At 73.3% G+C, this 16,942-nt stretch carries 11 protein-coding genes; 6 read left to right on the plus strand and 5 right to left on the minus strand.

Annotation, left to right across the window (positions count from 1 at the left end; genetic code table 11):
- Window positions 1–81: 81 nt before the first annotated feature.
- Complete coding sequence (locus V5O40_RS16590) at window positions 82–1,992, minus strand: anthranilate synthase family protein (RefSeq protein ID WP_332906282.1); 1,911 nt, start codon at window positions 1,990–1,992, stop codon at window positions 82–84.
- A gap of 256 nt (window positions 1,993–2,248) precedes the next feature.
- Here V5O40_RS16590 and V5O40_RS16595 point away from each other — a divergent pair, with 256 nt between their 5' ends.
- From V5O40_RS16595 to V5O40_RS16605, 3 genes are all read left to right on the plus strand, one after another.
- On the plus strand, window positions 2,249–3,631 hold the full coding sequence (locus V5O40_RS16595; RefSeq protein WP_332906283.1) for an FGGY family carbohydrate kinase: 1,383 nt from the start codon (window positions 2,249–2,251) through the stop codon (window positions 3,629–3,631).
- Window positions 3,632–3,755: 124 nt separating this feature from the next.
- Entirely contained in the window at window positions 3,756–6,278 is a 2,523-nt protein-coding gene (locus V5O40_RS16600; protein WP_332906284.1) for a sensor histidine kinase, read from the plus strand.
- Window positions 6,278–6,697 carry a roadblock/LC7 domain-containing protein gene (locus tag V5O40_RS16605; protein ID WP_166458711.1) on the plus strand — a complete coding sequence of 140 codons (420 nt, stop codon included), beginning with the start codon at window positions 6,278–6,280 and terminating at the stop codon, window positions 6,695–6,697. Before V5O40_RS16600 ends, V5O40_RS16605 begins: the two co-directional genes overlap by 1 nt.
- Window positions 6,698–6,723: 26 nt before the next feature.
- On the opposite strand, the gene V5O40_RS16610 is transcribed toward V5O40_RS16605, so the two are convergent.
- Window positions 6,724–7,959: an MFS transporter gene (locus tag V5O40_RS16610; protein ID WP_332906285.1), complete on the minus strand. Its 1,236-nt coding sequence runs from the start codon at window positions 7,957–7,959 to the stop codon at window positions 6,724–6,726.
- Between the two features lie 60 nt (window positions 7,960–8,019).
- Entirely contained in the window at window positions 8,020–9,513 is a 1,494-nt protein-coding gene (locus V5O40_RS16615; RefSeq protein WP_332906286.1) for a GH1 family beta-glucosidase, read from the minus strand.
- Between the two features lie 967 nt (window positions 9,514–10,480).
- Between V5O40_RS16615 and V5O40_RS16620 the strand changes: the two genes are divergently transcribed.
- Complete coding sequence (locus tag V5O40_RS16620; RefSeq protein ID WP_332906287.1) at window positions 10,481–13,381, plus strand: glycoside hydrolase family 48 protein; 2,901 nt, start codon at window positions 10,481–10,483, stop codon at window positions 13,379–13,381.
- A 279-nt stretch (window positions 13,382–13,660) separates the two neighbouring features.
- Here V5O40_RS16620 and V5O40_RS16625 read toward each other — a convergent pair whose 3' ends face one another.
- On the minus strand, window positions 13,661–14,386 hold the full coding sequence (locus V5O40_RS16625) for a DUF3159 domain-containing protein (protein ID WP_332906288.1): 726 nt from the start codon (window positions 14,384–14,386) through the stop codon (window positions 13,661–13,663).
- A gap of 81 nt (window positions 14,387–14,467) precedes the next feature.
- Here V5O40_RS16625 and V5O40_RS16630 point away from each other — a divergent pair, with 81 nt between their 5' ends.
- Together V5O40_RS16630 and V5O40_RS16635 are read left to right on the plus strand one after the other, a co-directional pair.
- Window positions 14,468–15,355, plus strand: coding sequence for a phosphatase PAP2 family protein (locus tag V5O40_RS16630; RefSeq protein ID WP_332906289.1), 888 nt, complete (start codon window positions 14,468–14,470; stop codon window positions 15,353–15,355).
- A gap of 4 nt (window positions 15,356–15,359) precedes the next feature.
- Window positions 15,360–16,052: a maleylpyruvate isomerase N-terminal domain-containing protein gene (locus V5O40_RS16635; RefSeq protein WP_332906290.1), complete on the plus strand. Its 693-nt coding sequence runs from the start codon at window positions 15,360–15,362 to the stop codon at window positions 16,050–16,052.
- 26 nt (window positions 16,053–16,078) lie between these two features.
- Here the strand turns inward: V5O40_RS16635 and V5O40_RS16640 are convergent, their stop codons facing one another.
- The gene (locus tag V5O40_RS16640; RefSeq protein ID WP_332906291.1) at window positions 16,079–16,942 is read right to left on the minus strand and encodes a DUF1028 domain-containing protein; all 864 of its coding nucleotides are present in this window, start codon (window positions 16,940–16,942) and stop codon (window positions 16,079–16,081) included.

Here is a 16,942-nt window from a genome sequence, read left to right on the forward strand (position 1 = left end):
CCCCCCGGGCGGCCGGGGGGGGGGGCCCAACCCCCCCCCCCCCCCCCCGGCTGTTCACAGCGCTCCCCCGGATCGAGCCGGCTAGGCCTGCGCCGCCGGGGACACCTCACCGGCCGGCGCCGGCAGCAGATCGCGCAACAGGTCGGTCAGGACCGCCAGCCCGTCCGGGCTGAGCACCGACTCGGGATGGAACTGCACCCCGGCGAAGCCGCGCCCGCGCAGGGCGTGCACCGCGCCGTCGGCCTCGTCGCGGGCCAGTTCCACCGGTCCGTACGGGCCGTCGTGGTGGTCGGTGGCGGCGCGGGCGGTGAAGGTGGCGTAGAAGCCGACCCGGCGGGGCGTGCCGAACAGGGTGACCGTGCGTTGCAGCCCCTGGTAGGGCGCGTCGCGGCGATGCACCGGCAACCCGAGCAGACCGGCGAGGAGCTGGTGACCGAGACAGACGGCGAGCGTCGGGTGTCCGGCGTCCAGTAACCGGGTGAGCAGGGCGCGCAGCCTGGTCATCTTCTCCGTGTCACCGTTCGGGTCACCCGGGCCCGGACCGACCACCACCAGGTCGTACGCGCCGACCGGCTGCTCGTCGTGCCACGGCGCGACGGTCACCGACAGGCCGAGGGCGCCGAGCTGATGGGCCAGCATCCCGGTGAAGGTGTCCTCCCCGTCGACGATCAGGGCCCGACGGCCGGCCAGGGCGGGCAGGGCCAGCGCTCCCGGTGGCCGCTGGTCCAGCCAGAACCGGGCCAGCGGGGCGTTGCGGGCGGCGAGGGCGGCGCGTACCTGCGGGTCGTCGGCGAGCCGGAGCGTGGGGTGCGGCCCGGCCGGTGCCTGGGGGCCGAGACCGAGGGCGGCCAGCACTCCGGCGGCCTTGGCGTGGGTCTCCGCGACCTCGGCGGCCGCGGTGGAGTGGCGCACCAGCGTCGCACCGACCGGTACCCGCAGCTCACCGGTGGGGGAGATCTCGGCGGTACGGATCAGGATGGGCGCGTCCAGGCTCTGCCGGCCCGTCTCGTCGTGGCCGAGCAGGGCCAGCACCCCGGAGTAGTAGCGGCGTCCGGTGCGTTCGTGTCGGGCGATCACCCGGCAGGCGTTCTCCATCGGGCTGCCGGTCACCGTCGGCGCGAACATCGTCTCCCGCAGCACCTCACGGACGTCCTTCGTGCCCCGTCCGGCCAGCAGGTACTCGGTGTGCGCCAGGTGCGACATCTCCTTCAGGTACGGCCCGACGACCTGCCCGCCCCGCTCGGCGACGGTGGCCATCATCTTCAACTCCTCGTCGAGGACCATGTACAGCTCCTCGGTCTCCTTGGTGTCGGCGAGGAAGCGCAGCAGCGCGGCCCGGTCGGCGGCGGCGCCGGTGTGCCGGAAGGTGCCGCTGATCGGGTTCATCATCACCAGACCGTCGTCGACGCTGACGTGCCGTTCCGGGCTGGCGCCGACCAGGGTGCGCGCCCCGGTGTGCACCACGAACGTCCAGTACGCCCCGCGCTCGCGGGTCAGCAGGGAACGCAGCGCGGCCAGCGCGGCGGTCAGCGGGGCACCCCGCACCTGGGCGCGCAGCGTGCGGTGGATGACGAAGTTGGCGCCCTCACCGTGGCCGATCTCGTCGGCCAGCACCCGGGTCACGGTGGCGGCGTACTCGTCGTCGCCGGTGTCGAAGGCGGCGCCGGTGGTGCGGACGGGCTCGGTCGGCAGCGCGTCCAGCACACCGGCCAACGGCAGCCGGTGGTGGTGGTCGATGCGGAGGCATTCCAGCGGCACCCCGTCGTCGACGCAGGCGAAGCCCCGCTCGGCGATCTGCCGGTACGGCACCAGGGCCAGTGTCGCCGCGCCGGCGGTGGTGGTGGGCAGGGGGATGTCGGCGAGCCGGTCGACGGTCGTCACGGTGCCGGTGAACAGGTCGAGATGCTCGGCGCCGTCGCGGCGTAACAGCGCGAACGGGCCGGGGTCGAGGCCGGCGGCGAGCGTGGTGAGCAGGTCGGTCAGCTGGTGCATCGGTCTCCTCGGGCCGGGCGACCGCTCTCGGGGGCGGCCCCGGGTACCGGGACAGGACCGGCGGCCGCCTCGTCGGGCGGCCGCGTGGGATGAAGCTACGCGCGGGGGAGGGCCGCCGGATCGGCGGGCCACCAGCAGGTCAGTCGCGCGAGCATGCGAACACCCTACGCGTCGGACGGCCGGCGCGGAAGCCGATCGGCGGACCCGGTGCGCGCCAGCGTTGTGCCGTGGGGATCACCGGGTACCTTGACCCGCGATGAAGATTCTCGCGCTGGACCTGGGCACCTCCTCGGTGCGTGGGCTCGTGCTGCACGACGCGCAACCGGTGCCGGGGGCGCTGGCCCGTCGCCGGATGGTGGTCACCGTCGACGACGAGGGCGCCGGCACCCTCGACGCCCGTGCCTACCTGGCCTGCCTGATCGAGTGCCTGGACGAGTTGCACGGGCAGGGCTGGCTGGACGGAGTCCAGTTGGTGGCGGTCAGCGGCCAGTGGCACTCGGTGGTGCCGCTGAGCGCCGGCGACGAGCCGCTCGGGCCGGTCCTGACCTGGCTGGACACCCGGCCCGAGCCGCCGGCGACGGCGGTCGGTCCGGCCGACCCGGACGCCTTCCACCAGCGCACCGGCACCTGGTGGCACCGCTGCTACTGGTCGGTGCGGCTGCCCTGGCTGCGCGCCCGCACCGGGACGCGGATCGCCCGCTTCACCGGCCTGGTCGAGTACGTGCTCGGCCGGCTGCTCGCCGAGGCGCCGATGTCGATGTCACAGGCGTCCGGCACCGGCCTGCTGGACCTGCACACCCTGGACTGGGACCCGGAGGCACGCGCCCTGGCCGGCAGCGACGGCGCCGATCTGCCCGAACTGGCCCCCCGCGACTGGCACGGCGGGCTGCGCGCGGAGTACGGCCGGCGGTGGCCGGCACTGGCCCGGGCCCGCTGGACGCCACCACTCGGTGACGGTGCCGCCTCCAACGTCGGTTCCGGTTGTGTGGATCCCACCCGGGCGGCGGTGACCGTGGGTACGTCCTCCGCGGTCCGGTTGTTGCAGCGGATGCCGACGTCCGCCGGGTCGACCGTGCTGCCGCACCGGCTGTGGCGCTACCGCGTCGACCACGATCATGTGGTGACCGGGGTCGCGTACTCCTCGGGTGGGAACCTGTTCGCCTGGGCGAACCGGGAGTTACGGCTGCCGACCGGCCGGGCGCTGGAGGAGGCGCTGGCGCTGCTGCCGCCCGACGGCGGCCGGCCGGCCAACGTGCGGTTCGGCGGCGACCGGCCGCCGGGCATCCGCCCGGCCGGGCTGGGTGAGCTGCGGGGGCTGGGCTTCGGCACCACCGCGGTGGAGATGCTCGCCGGGCTCATGTACGGGGTGTGCGAGCAGGTCGTCGAGGATCTGGTGGTGCTGGAGTCCACGGTGGGCCGGCCGGTGGAGGTGGTCCTCGGTGGCGGCGCGATAGCCGCCTCGACGTGGTGGCGGGAGGCGTTCGCCGCGGTGCTGGCTCCCCGGCTGGTCCGGTTCGCGCGGCACCCGGAGATCGGGGCCACCGGCGCGGCGCTGGTGGCCACCGGCCGGATCGCCGATGCCGTGGTGGTGGCCGACATCGGCCGGACGGATGATCAAGACTCGGCGACCTCGGCATAGGGTGGCGACCGGCAGTACCCTTCCTTAACCGTTCATAAGGGCAGGGCGTTGACACTGCTCTCGGGCCTGGTTGGATGGACCGCGCTCCCCGGACCGCGGCGGACGCGTGGGGGAGGAGGAGCGGGTGGGTGTAGGACCGGAGCAGGCGCCCGGGGTGTCGCAGCACCGCCGGCGTCGGTTCGACGTCCGGGTGGTGCCCCACCGGCGTCGCTCTGCCCTGCGCCTGCAGGACTGGCGGATGCGCACCAAGCTGGCCACGGTGCTGGTCATCCCGTCGGTCGCCTTCCTGGTGCTGGCGGGCGTGCAGACCCAGAGCCTGGTCGGCCGGGCCAGCGTGCTGGGTGACTTCGCCGCGCAGGTCGGCATCGGGCGCGAGATCACCGCGCTGACCCATCGGTTGCAGCTGGAGCGTGACCGCACGGCCGGGGAACTGCCCGCCCTGCGTGACGCCGCCGACGAGGAGGCCGGCGAGGAGCGGCTGGCCGTGTTGGAGCCCTACCGTGCCGCCGCCGACCAGGCGGCCGCGGAGCTGCGCGCGGCGGCCGAGCCGTTGGCCGAGGCGGACGCCTCGTGGCGGGACGTCTACGTGGTGGCCTCCCAGGCGTACCAGCAGGTCGACTACATCCGGAACACGATGACCACGGTGTTGCTCACCGACGACACCATCATCGGTAACTACCACCGCGCGATCGACGCGTTGCTGAACCTGCTCGCCCAGCCGACGCCCGGCGCCGACCGGCCGGAGCTGGCCGACGCGGTGCTGCGCTACGTGCAGTTCGCCCGGGCGAAGGAACTCTCCTCACGGGTCCGGGCGGAGCTGTACTCGGCGGCCCGGGCCGGCAGCTACGACTCCGAGGACGCGGCCCAGCTGCCCGACCTGCGGGCGCGCCAGCTGACCGCGCTCGGCGCGTTCCGGATCGCGGCGACGAGCGCCCAGGTGACCCGCTACGACGAGATGAGCCTGGATCCGGCCTTCGTCGCCGCCTCCCGGATGGAGGAGCGGGCGCTGGCGCAGGGCGTGTCGGGGCCGGCGGTGCTGGACGCGGAGCAGTGGTGGACGGCCAGCGAGGCCCGCCACGAACTGTTGCAGCGCTTCGAGGCGAGCGTGCTGGCGGCCTCGGCGCGGCAGGCCGACGACGCGAGCGAAACCCAGCTGCGGGAGACGCTGCTGCTCGTCGGCGGGATCATCACGGTCCTGCTGGTGGCGGTGCTGATCTCGGTGCTGATCGGTCGGTCGTTGGCCCGGTCGATCCGGCTGCTGCGCTCCCAGGCGTTGCGGATCGCGCAGATCGAGCTGCCCGAGGCGCTGGCCCGGTTGCGGTCGGTCTCCGGTGGCGTACCACCGATCGACGTCTCGCCGGCGGTCGTGCGGTCCCTCGACGAGATCGGTGAGCTGGCCGAGGCGTTCGTCGCGGTGCACCGCAGCGCCGTCGGGGTGGCCGTCGAGCAGGCGAACATGCGCCGCAACGTCAACGCGATGTTCGTCAACCTCGCCCGGCGCAGTCAGGTGCTGGTGGAGCGGCAGCTGGAGCTGCTCGACGACCTGGAGCGCGAGGAGGGCGACCCCGAGCAGCTGGAGAACCTGTTCAAGCTCGATCACCTGGCCGCCCGGATGCGCCGTAACGACGAGAGCCTGCTCGTGCTGGCCGGCACCGAGTCGACCCGCCGGTGGAACCGGCCGATCGGGCTGAGCGCGGTGCTGCTGGCGGCCAGCGCCGAGATCGAGCAGTACCAGCGGGTGCGGCACGAGGCGGTGGCGGACCTGCACGTGGTCGGGCATGCGGTCGGTGAGCTGGTGCACCTGCTGGCCGAGCTGTTGGAGAACGCCACCGCCTTCTCCCGTCCGGACACCATCGTGCAGGTGATGGCCCGGGTGGAGGGGCCGGGTGCGGTGATCGAGATCGCCGACCAGGGCCTCGGGATGAGCGCGACGGCGCTGGCCGAGGCGAACGCGGTGCTGGCCGCTCCGCCGGCGGCGGACGTGGCCACGGTCGAGCGGATGGGTCTGTTCGTGGTCAGTCACCTCGCCGCCCGGCACGGCATCGAGGTGCGGCTGCACGGCGGTGCCGGTGGGCTGGTGGCCCGGGTACGGCTGCCGCGTCCGCTGCTCGCGGCGGCGCCACCGCCGAGCCTGGACCCGGCGCCGTCGCCGCGCGGGCTGCCCGTCGCGACACCTCGCCCGGTCGCGGTCGCCCCGGCCGACCCGGGGCCGGGGGATCTGCCGGTGGCCGGACGCCGTCCGACCACGGTGCCCCGCCAGGCCCATCCGGTGCCGGTACGCGCGGAGGACGTACTCGCCCCGGCGGCGGTGCCGGCGAGCGGCGGTGGCGGCTGGTGGTCGCGGGAGGGACCGACGTCGGCGGTCCCCGCGGCCGGTGCCGGCGCACCGGCACCGCCGGTCGTGCCGGTGACCGCCGGGACGAACGAGCGGGGCCTGCCGATGCGGGTGCCGATGGCGCAGCTCAGTGCGGTGACCCAGCCGGCCCGCCCGGAGCAGCGGCAGCCGACCCGCGACGATCCGGACCCGGAAGCCGTCGGCGGGATGTTGTCCAGGCTGTACAGCGGTGTGCGGCGGGCCGAGGCCGAGGAGACCACCGAGATACCCGTGCCACCGCTCGGGGCGTGGAGCGAAGGAGGACGGAAGTGATGACGTTGTCGCAGGAGGCTCGTGACCTGAGCTGGCTGGTCAGCGCGTTCGCGGAGCGGGTGCCCGGCGTGGCGCACGCGGTGGTGGTCTCCTCCGACGGGCTGCTGGTCGCGATATCCGACCACCTGCCACGGGACCACGCCGACAAGCTCGCCGCGGTCACCTCGGGACTGATGAGCATCACCGCCGGCGCCGCCCAGATGTTCGACGGGGACGTGGTCAAGCAGACCGTGGTGGAGATGGGCCGGGGCTACTTCCTGGTCATGCAGGTACGCGACGGCTCGATCCTGGCCACCCTGGCGGCGGCGGACGCGGACATCGGTGTGGTGGGCTACGAGATGGCCCGGCTGGCCAAGCAGGCCGGCGAGATGCTGACCCCGGCCCTGCGCGCCGAACTGCAGCAGGCGCTGCCCCGCTGAGCCGGCGGGGCGGCGGCTGCCGGCCGTTACCGTAGGCCGAGCCCGGCACCGGGAGTGGTGGGCCGGGAGGCGAGCCACCAGGCGACCGTCGCGGCCACGGCGACGACGCCGCTGAACAGGAACGGTGCCTCGATGCCGGCCCGGGCGGCCAGCGCACCACCGGCCAGCGCGCCCAGCGCGGTGCAGCTGTAGGTGACCAGTCGGGAGGCGGCGATGACCCGCCCGAGCAGCCCGCCCGGCACCAGCCGTTGGCGTACCGACAGTGCGGCGACGTTGAGCACGGCGAACGCGGCGCTGGTGGTGACCACCACGACCACCGCGACGGCGCGGTGCCCGACGACGGCCAGCAGGACCGGCACGCCGGCGGTGACGGCCATCGACCAGGTCAGCACGGACCGGTGACGGAAGCGGGCGAGGACCCGGTCGGCGGCGAACGAGCCGAGCAGGCCACCGGCCGCGCCGGTGGCCAGCAGCAGACCGAAACCGAACGCGCCGAGGCCGAGAGCGTCGCGGGCGTAGAGCACGAAGATCGCGAACCAGGCGGTGTCCGCGGCGGCCACGGCGGCGGTGACGAGCACCAGGGTACGCATCATCGGCTGGCGGAGGAGCCAGCGCAGGCCGGCCAGGACGCCGTCACCGGCGGTGGCCGGCGGGGCGTCGGCGGGGTCCGGGGTGGCGCGGTGCGCCAGGGTCAGCGGCAGCGAGAGGACGAGCATCACCGCCAGCGCCAGGGTGGCCCCGTTGACGGCGAACGGGATGGCGGCACCCAGCACGAACAGCAGGGCACCCACCGGTGGACCGACGAACTCGTTGCCGACGATCTCTCCGGCGACCAGGCGCCCGTTGGCCTTCTCCAGCTGCGCGTCGGGCACGAGTCTGGGCACGGCGGTCTGGGCGGCGGTGTCCCGGATGGTCTCGCCGACGCCGAGCAGGAACGCGGCGGCGACGACGTAGGCGATGGTGGCCCAGCCCAGGGCGACCGTCGTGGCCAGCGCGGCCAGCACGACGACGCGGCCGGTGTCGGCGGCGGCCAGCAGCGTGCGGGCTCCTCGGCGGTCGGCGAGGGCGCCGGCGAGCAGACCGGAGACGAGCCACGGCAGGAACTGGGCCGCGGCGACGGCACCGACGGCCAGTGGGTCGTCGGTGAGCGCGGCGGCCAGCAGCGGGAAGGCGGCGACCCGGATGCCGTCGCCGAGGTTGGCCAGCGCGGCGGCGCTCCAGAAGGTCCAGAACGGCCGGCCCAATCCGCTTCGATCACGCATGCGGGGATCGTACGTGCCTCGGCGGCGGCCCGGAGCCGGGCCGCCGCCGAGACGGGCGGGTCAGACCGCGTTGTCCGCGATGACCTGGCGGTACCAGTGGGCGCTGCGCTTGAACACCCGGCGCTGGGTGGGGTAGTCGACGTAGATCAGTCCCCAACGCTGCTCGTAGCCCTCGGCCCACTCGAAGTTGTCGAGCAGGGACCAGACGTGGAAGCTCTCCAGTGGCACGCCCTCGGCGACGGCCCGGTGGGCGGCGGTCAGGTGGTCGCGGAGGAACGTGACGCGGCCGTCGTCCTCGACGGTGCCGTCGGCACCGAGTTCGTCGGCGGTGGGCAGGCCGTTCTCGGTGACGGTGAGCGGGATCGGCCCGTAGTCGCGGGTGACCCGGGTCAGGATGTCGTACATCCCGTCCGGGTAGATCTGCTGCCACTCCGCCTCCGAGGTGGGCCAGCGGCGCGTCGTGCCGCCGGACGCGGTGACGTAGATCGGGGTGTAGTACTGCACGGCGAGCAGGTCGATCGGGCTGGAGATGATGTCCAGATCGCCGTCGCGGATGCCGCGGACCATCCGGCTGTCGGGTCCGAGGTCGGCCAGCACGTCGGCCGGGTAGCTGCCGGTCAACGCGGAGTCGAGGTACAGGCGGTTCTCGTAGCCGTCGAAGAGGCGGGTGGCCTCCGCGGCCGCCGCCGAGTCGTCGGCGGGGTAGCAGGGGTGCAGGTTGAAGGCGGGGCCGATGCGGCTCTTCCCCCCGGTGGCGCGCAGGGCACGGACGGTGAGGCCGTGGGCGAGCTGGAGGTGGTGAGCGACCAGGTACGCCGCGTCGGGGTCCTGCCGACCGGGGGCGTGATGGCCGAAGAGGTAGCCGTTCTGCACCACGGTCTTCGGCTCGTTGATGGTCAGCCAGACCGGTACCCGGTCGCCGAGGGCGTCGAAGACGATCGCGGCGTAGTCGGCGAAGCGTTGGGCGACGTCGCGGTTCTCCCAGCCGCCGGTGTCCTGCAGACCCTGCGGCAGATCCCAGTGGAACAGTGTGGCCATCGGAGCGATCCCGCGTTCGTGCAGGCCATCGACGAGGCGACGGTAGAAGTCGAGGCCGCGTTGGTTGGCGGCGCCGGTTCCGTCGGGCTGGATGCGCGGCCAGGAGATGGAGAACCGGTAGCTGCGCAGCCCCAGGTCGCGCATCAGATCGAGGTCTTCGGCATATCGATGGTAGTGGTCGGCGGCCACGTCGCCGGTGTCACCGTTGCGGGTACGCCCGGGGGTGCGGCTGAACGTGTCCCAGATCGATTCGCCGCGGCCGTCCTCCTTGGCGGCGCCCTCGATCTGGTACGCGGAGGTCGCGGCACCCCAGCCGAAGTCGGGCGGGAAGGAACGCCGGGTGGCCGGGGACGACGCGGTGGCCGTGTCGTCGGCCGGGTCGCCGGTCTCGCAGCCGGCCAGACCGGTGGCGGTGGTGACTGCGGCGGTGGCGCCGAGCACGGCGCTGACCGGGGTGGCGGCGGTGGCCGAGAGCGCCGCGCGGCGCAGCAGGTGCCGCCTGGTGAGTATCGACATGGGTTCTCCTCGTGGATGGGGACGACCGCCTACGACCGGGAGCGCTCCCAACAAAAGGGTAGAGGTAGGCGGTCCCCGCTGGGCCGAGTCGTCACGAGGGGTGGGGCGGACGGCTTCGGTGGCGGGATGACGTGGGGTGGGGAAGGGCGCTGTGCCGGTCGGGCAGCTGGTGCGGCGGGGCCGGGTTGCGCCGAGTGCCGCGGGCGGACCGGTGGTGCGCGCCCGGGCGGTCGGCGGGGCGTCGCGGATGGCGGTCGGCGGGCGGGTCGACTGCCGTGCGGGGCGCGCGGGTGGTGCGCGTCTGACCCGTCGGCCTCTTTTCCCATCGTGAACGGGGGTTTAGTGTGGGGACGGGGGAGGGCAACCCCCGTCCCCACCGTGTTGCGGTACACGCACGTTCGGATTGGCGTCCCAGTTGTGCGTGTCGCGCGGGAGCCGGGCCACGCGAGTGGCTGAGGATCCACCTCCCTCCACTGTGGTGGGGTGACGGCTGACGGCGGTGTCCGGGCTGGCCCGCCGTCGGCCTGTGGTCTGTTCCCCGGAGCCGTGGGCACGACCCCGGGCGATATTCCGGGTGGAACTCTGTCGATGGAAGCGCTCCCATCGACGTTGCTGCGACTGTAACGCCCGTCACGGCTTTGTGAAAGCCCCAAAACGAGATCGAAACAAGTCGGTGTTTCCGGAAGCTCTCTCGCTGGTGTTGGGAGCGCTTCCATGGCACACTGTCGATCGACCGCGCGGAGCCAAGGTACGCGTGAGCGCGGGTCGCCGAGGGCTTCCGGCTCGTCCGGTACGGCGTCCTGCCAGCAGCGGGAGCAGCTGCCGTCCCGTACGGTGCCCCGCCGCGCCGGCCCCACCCGGGCCGCAGCGACCACCATCCACTGGCACCCCGGCGGACCTGTCGTCCCCGAGGTGTCACCGCCGGGGCGTCATCGCCACCGGCCTGGTCCGAGGAGACACCGCGCAGATGAGAAACCTGGCTAGACGTCGGCGCCTGGCGTGGCTCGCCGCCGCGGCGCTGGCGATCGGTGGGGCGACGGTTCCCGCCGCCGCCGCACAGGCCGCACCGGCCTGCGACGTGGTTTATACGACGAACGACTGGAGCAACGGCTTCACCGCCAACGTCACCATCAGGAACACCGGTGACGCGATCAGTGGCTGGACCCTGAAGTTCGCCTTCCCCGGCAACCAGCGGGTCACCCAGGGCTGGTCGGCCCGGTGGAGCCAGAGCGGCAACGAGGTCACCGCCGTCAACGAGTCCTGGAACGGCAACATCCCGGCCGGCGGCAGCACCAACATCGGCTTCAACGGCTCGTACTCCGGCACCAACGCGAAGCCGACCTCGTTCTCGGTCAACGGGGTCACCTGTGGCGGCACGGCGCAGCAGCCTCCGACGGTCAGCCTGTCGGTGCCCGCCGGCCCGTTCACCGCCCCGGCCACCGTGCCGCTGACCGCCACCGCGAGCGACCCGGACGGCACCGTCGCCCGGGTCGAGTTCTACCGCAACGGCCTGCTGGTCAACACCGACACAAGCGCGCCCTACGCGTACACCCTGGAGAGCCTGCCGGCCGGTGACTACACGGTGCAGGCCCGGGCGTACGACAACAGCGGTCTGTCCGCGATCGCCGAGCGGTCGTTCACCGTCGCCGGCGCCACCTCGCCGGCCCTGGTCGCCACGCCGACCGCGGTGACCGTCCCCGAGGGCGGCAGCTCGACGTTCAACCTCAAGCTGAACCGGGCGCCCACCGCGAACGTCGCGGTGAGCCTGGCGCGCACCGGCGACACGGACGTCACCGTCACGCCGACCTCGGCGACGCTGACCACGTCGAACTGGAACACCGGCGTCGACGTGACCGTCCGGGCCGCGGAGGACTCCGACACGGTCGGTGGCACCGCCACCGTCACCGCCTCGGCCACCGGCCACACGCCGGCCACGGTCACCGTCACCGAGATCGACAACGACGTGCCCGGCGGGGACGGCGAGTACGTGCAGCGCTTCCTCACCCAGTACAACAAGATCAAGAACTCGGGCTACTTCAGCCCGGAGGGCGTGCCGTACCACTCCATCGAGACGCTGATCGTCGAGGCGCCGGACCACGGCCACGAGACCACCTCCGAGGCGTTCAGCTTCTGGCTGTGGCTGGAGGCCTACTACGGTCGGGTGACCCAGAACTGGGCGCCGTTCAACAGTGCCTGGACGGTGATGGAGAAGTACATCATCCCGTCCGACGCCGACCAGCCGACCGCCGGTTCCGCCGGTGACGCCACCTACGCCGCCGAGCACGACCTGCCCAGCCAGTACCCGTCCCAGCTGGACTCGAACGTGCCGGTCGGTCAGGACCCGCTGCGCGCGGAACTCCGGTCGACCTACAACACCGGCTCCATCTACGGCATGCACTGGCTGCTGGACGTCGACAACGTCTACGGCTACGGCCGCTGCGGCGACGGCACCACCCGCCCCGCCTACATCAACACCTTCCAGCGGGGCACCCAGGAATCGGTGTGGGAGACCGTGCCGCAGCCGTCCTGCGACACCTTCGCGCACGGCGGCCAGTACGGCTACCTGGACCTGTTCATCAAGGAGTCGCAGGCCCCCGCCAAGCAGTGGAAGTACACCAACGCCCCGGACGCCGACGCGCGCGCCGTGCAGGCCGCGTACTGGGCGCTGACCTGGGCCAAGGAGCAGAACAAGGCAGCCGACGTCGCGGCCACCGTGGCCAAGGCCGCCAAGATGGGTGACTACCTGCGGTACGCCCTGTTCGACAAGTACTTCAAGCGGGTCGGCAACTGCGTCGGGGCCAGCGCCTGCCCGGCCGGCTCCGGCCGCACCTCCGCCCACTACCTGCTCTCCTGGTACTACGCCTGGGGCGGCGCGTACGAGACCAGCCAGAACTGGTCCTGGCGGATCGGCTCCAGCCACAGCCACTTCGGCTACCAGAACCCGTTCGCGGCCTGGGCGCTGACCAACGTCGACGAGCTCAAGCCGCGCTCGCCGACCGCGGCGGCGGACTGGACCAACAGCCTCAACCGGCAGCTGGAGCTCTACACCTGGCTCCAGTCGGCCGAGGGCGGCATCGCCGGTGGCGCGACCAACAGCTGGGGCGGGCACTACGGCCAGCCGCCGGCCGGCACGGCCACCTTCTACGGCATGTTCTACGACGAGGACCCGGTCTACAACGACCCGCCGTCGAACCAGTGGTTCGGCATGCAGGCCTGGTCGATGCAGCGCATCGCCGAGCTGTACCTGGTCAGCGGCAACGCCAAGGCCAAGGCGCTGTTGGACAAGTGGGTGCCGTGGGCGATCGAGCACACCACGCTGGGTGAGGACTGGTCCATCCCGTCGGACATGGAATGGACCGGCCAGCCCACCAACTGGAACCCGACCAACCCGCAGCCGAACAACAACCTGCACGTCGAGGTGATCAACCGGGGCCAGGACGTCGGCGTCGCCGCCGCCTACGCCCGCACCCTGATCGCGTACGCGGCGAAGTCGGGCAACACCGAGGCGAAGGAAACCGCCAAGGGGCTGCTGGACGCGCTGCACGCCAACAGCGACGCCCAGGGTGTCTCGACGGTGGAGAAGCGTGGCGACTACCGGCGCTTCGACGACGTCTACGACGCCTCGACCGGGCAGGGCCTGTACATCCCGCCGGGCTGGACCGGTGAGATGCCCAACGGTGACGTCATCGCTCCGGGCAAGAGCTTCGTCGACATCCGGTCGTTCTACAAGGACGACCCGGCGTGGCCGAAGGTGCAGGCGTACCTCGACGGTGGGCCGGAGCCCGAGTTCCGTTACCACCGCTTCTGGGCCCAGGCGGACGTCGCCATGGCCTACGCCGACTACGGGAAGTTGTTCCCCAACGGCTGAACGAACTCCTCCGGGTGGGCACTGACCCACCCGGAGGCGCCGGCCGGGCCTCGGGGGTAGAGGCAGGTCCGGTTGACGGCCTGACACCCACGGTCAGGCCGGGGTGGGTCGGCCCTCTGGCCGACGCAGCGGAGTGGTCGGCCCACCCCACCACCTACGAGCCGCCGGGCACGGCGCGCACATAGCGAAAAAAAGTGACCGCCCCGGGATCACAATCCGGCCCGGGACGGAGTAACGTACATCACCGGAGAGGCCGCTCCCCCCGTGGCGGCCTCTCCCTTATTGTCCCAGCCCCGGCGCGTCGGGCTCACCGGTGTCCGGCCGGCTCGCGGCCAGGCCGGCCGGCGGCGGCACCGGGTGCCGCAGCCCCGGATGACCGGCCGGCAGCGACCGGCGCAGCACGGCCCAACTCACCGCCAACGCCGCCGCGACCAGCGGCCAGGTCAGCCCCACCCGGGCGGCGGTCAGGGCGAGCACGTGACCGCCGAGATACAGCGGCACGAAGACCGCCACCCGCAGCAGGTAGGTTCCCGTCCACACCCAACTGGCCCGCCCGTACGCCCGCAGCAGCGCCGGGTCACGTCGCCAACGTCCGCGCTGGCCCAGCGTTGTGCCGACGACGACCCCCAGCAGCGGCCACCGGACGATGATGCTCACCGCCCAGGCCAGCGCGCTGGCGGCATTGGCCAGCACCTGCACGAGGAAGAAGTCCTCGGCCCGACCGGTGCGCACCGCCACCAGCGCGGCCACACAGACCGCCAGCAGCCCGACCAGCACCGACCGGGGCCGGTCACCACGGCGCAACCGCCAGCCGGCCACCACCGCCCCGGCGACCAGGGCCGCCACCACCCCGACCAGGACCGACCGACCGGCCACCAGCCAGCCCACCGCGAACGCGACCGGCGGCACGGTGGCGTCGACGGCTCCCCGACGCCCACCGAGCAGATCGGCCAGTGACTCGCCCCGCCCGACCGTGGTGGCGTCCCGCTCCGAGGTACCGGTCACGTGCCCTCCTTCACCCGGGCCAACCTATCGCCACGCCACGGGCGGGCCACCGGCCGGACGTCGCGAGCGTGCCGCTAAGTTGTGCGGGTGCGCGTGACGCCCCGGGGTGGTACAGCGGTCTGGCTGGTCGTGCTGGCCCTCATCCAGACGGCGGCCTTCATCGCCGTCTGGCGGTTCGCCCTGCACACGGAGGTCGGTCAGTGGATCGACACGGTGGCCCTCACCGGTAACCGCATCGGCCGCGACCACATCGAGGAACCGGTCGACCGGATCCTCAACGCCATGTCCGTGGTGTCGCTGCTGGCGGTCACCGTGATGATCGGATTCATCGCGCTGATCCGAGGTCGGGTCGCCCTCGCCGTCGCGGCGACCCTGCTGATCGCGGGCGCCAACGTCACCACCCAACTGCTCAAGTACGGGCTGAGCCGCCCCGACTACGGCATCGACCTGGAACGGGTGTACGTCGGCAACAGCCTGCCCAGCGGACACACCACGGTCGCCGGGTCGGTGGCGGTGGCCCTGGTCCTCGTGCTGCCGCCGAAGGTGCGGGCCGCCGGCGCCGTGATCGGTGCCGGCTACGCCGCGACCGCCGGGGTGGCCACCCTGTCGGCGGGTTGGCACCGGCCCAGCGACGCGGTCGCCGCGTTCCTGGTGGTCGGAGTATGGGCGGCCCTGGCCGGTCTGCTGCTGCTGATCACCCAACGGGAACGGGCGGAGGTCGCGGCCGGTGACGCGCACCGCCTCACCGCCCTGCTGCTGGGCGTGGCCGGGTTGCTGGCGATCGCCGGCTGTGCGTTGGCCCTGTGGTGGCTGGTGGATCTGCGGTCCACCCCGGCGGCGGACCTGTCCCGCCGTCCGTTGTTCGTCGGCTACGCGGGCAGCGCCGCCGGCATCGCCGGCTCCATGGCGGTGGTGATGGCGCTGGTACTCACCGCCGTCCACCGTCTGGTCCCCCGCTACAAGGGCTGAGCCGATGGGCGCCGTACGGTCGGCCTTCCACGACGAGTGCGACCGGCTCGGCGCGGTACTGCGCACCCTCGACCGGTCGGACCTGGACCGCCCGACCCGCTGCGCGCCGTGGACGGTGGCCGACCTGCTGGCCCACGTGCGCACCGGAGCCGGCCGGCTGGCCGACATGCTGGCCGCCCCGGCGCCCGGCCCCGCCCAGGTCGACGCCGCCGGCTACTTCGGCGCGGCGAAGTTCCTCCCGGCGGTGGACGCCGCCCGGATCGCCGCCGCCCGGGATCAGGCCGCCGCGGGCGACACCGGACCGTCGCCGGGCCGGACCGGCGCGGTGCTCGCCACGGACTTCGACCGCGCCTGGCGGGCCACCCTCACCGCCGTCGACGCCCACCCCGCCGACCGGGTGGTACGCACCCGGCACGGCGACGCGATGACGGTCACCGAGTTCCTGCGTACCCGGGTGGTGGAGGTCGGCGTGCACGGCCTCGACCTGGCCGAGGCGCTGGACCGACCACCGTGGCTGACCCCGACCGCCGCCCGGGTGATCGCCGACCTGCTCACCGGCGGGCAGGCCCTACCGCCGGACCTCGGCTGGGACCGGCTGACCCTGATCGGCAAGGCCACCGGCCGCAGCCCGCGCAGCCGGACCGAGCAGCAGGCTCTCGACACCGCCGGCATCCGGCTGCTCGCCTTCGGCGGCTGACCGCAGCCAGCCACGGCCGAGCGCTGTCAGGCGGCGGTGCGCGGCGCCGGCACGTGCGGAACGGCGGCACGCAGGTGGGCCAGGACCACCGGGTCGATCCGACCGGGCGCCAGCCGCTCCTCCAGGTTCTCCAACCCGGCCCAGGCGACCAACGCGTCCTCCGGCTCCGCCGGGTCGGCCGGATACCCGAGCGCGGTCAGCAGACCGGCGACCTCGGCGGCCAACGCACCGGTCAGGTCCAGCAGGGTCGCCGGATCGGGCCGGCTGAACAGCAGGGTGTGCACCGCGAGCAGCCGGTCGAGTTCGGTGATCGGATCGGGATGGTCGTCGACCCGCAGGTCGATCATGGTGTCGCCGGTGCCGCCGTACCCGCCGCCCCGGCGCACCACCAGCAGCCCCGCGCTCTGCCGGCCGCGCCGGTCACCCCCGGCGGCCTCGCCGGCCCGCAGCGCCGCGAGCAGCCGCTGCGGAAACGGCAGGTCGGTACCGGTCAGCCAGGCGTCGCGCAGCCCGTCGACGACCTGCGGACCGGTGAGGATGTTGCCCTGCGCCGCCCAACCGTCGCCGGCCTGCCCACCGGCCCACCCCCGGCAGTGGACCCCGGTCCAGGTGGCACCCGACCCGGTGGCGGCGACCACACCGAGCTGCCGGTGATCGCGTTCCGGGTCGGCGGCGACCAGGCCGGCGACCACCCCGGCGGCGGTCACGCCGGTCCGCAGCAGCGCCAACCCCTGCGGCCGGTAGGCCAGGTTCACGTGCGCCTGGGTGGCGATCGCGCCGACCTCGGCCGCGGCACCCGGCACCAGGGCGCCGGCGGCCAGGAACCGGCTCGCCACGACGACGCCGTGCAGTCGGCCGTCGTCGGAGCGGGCCACCAGGGAGAAGGTCAC

This window comes from Micromonospora palythoicola (assembly GCF_036689795.1).
Lineage (GTDB): Bacteria > Actinomycetota > Actinomycetes > Mycobacteriales > Micromonosporaceae > Micromonospora > Micromonospora palythoicola.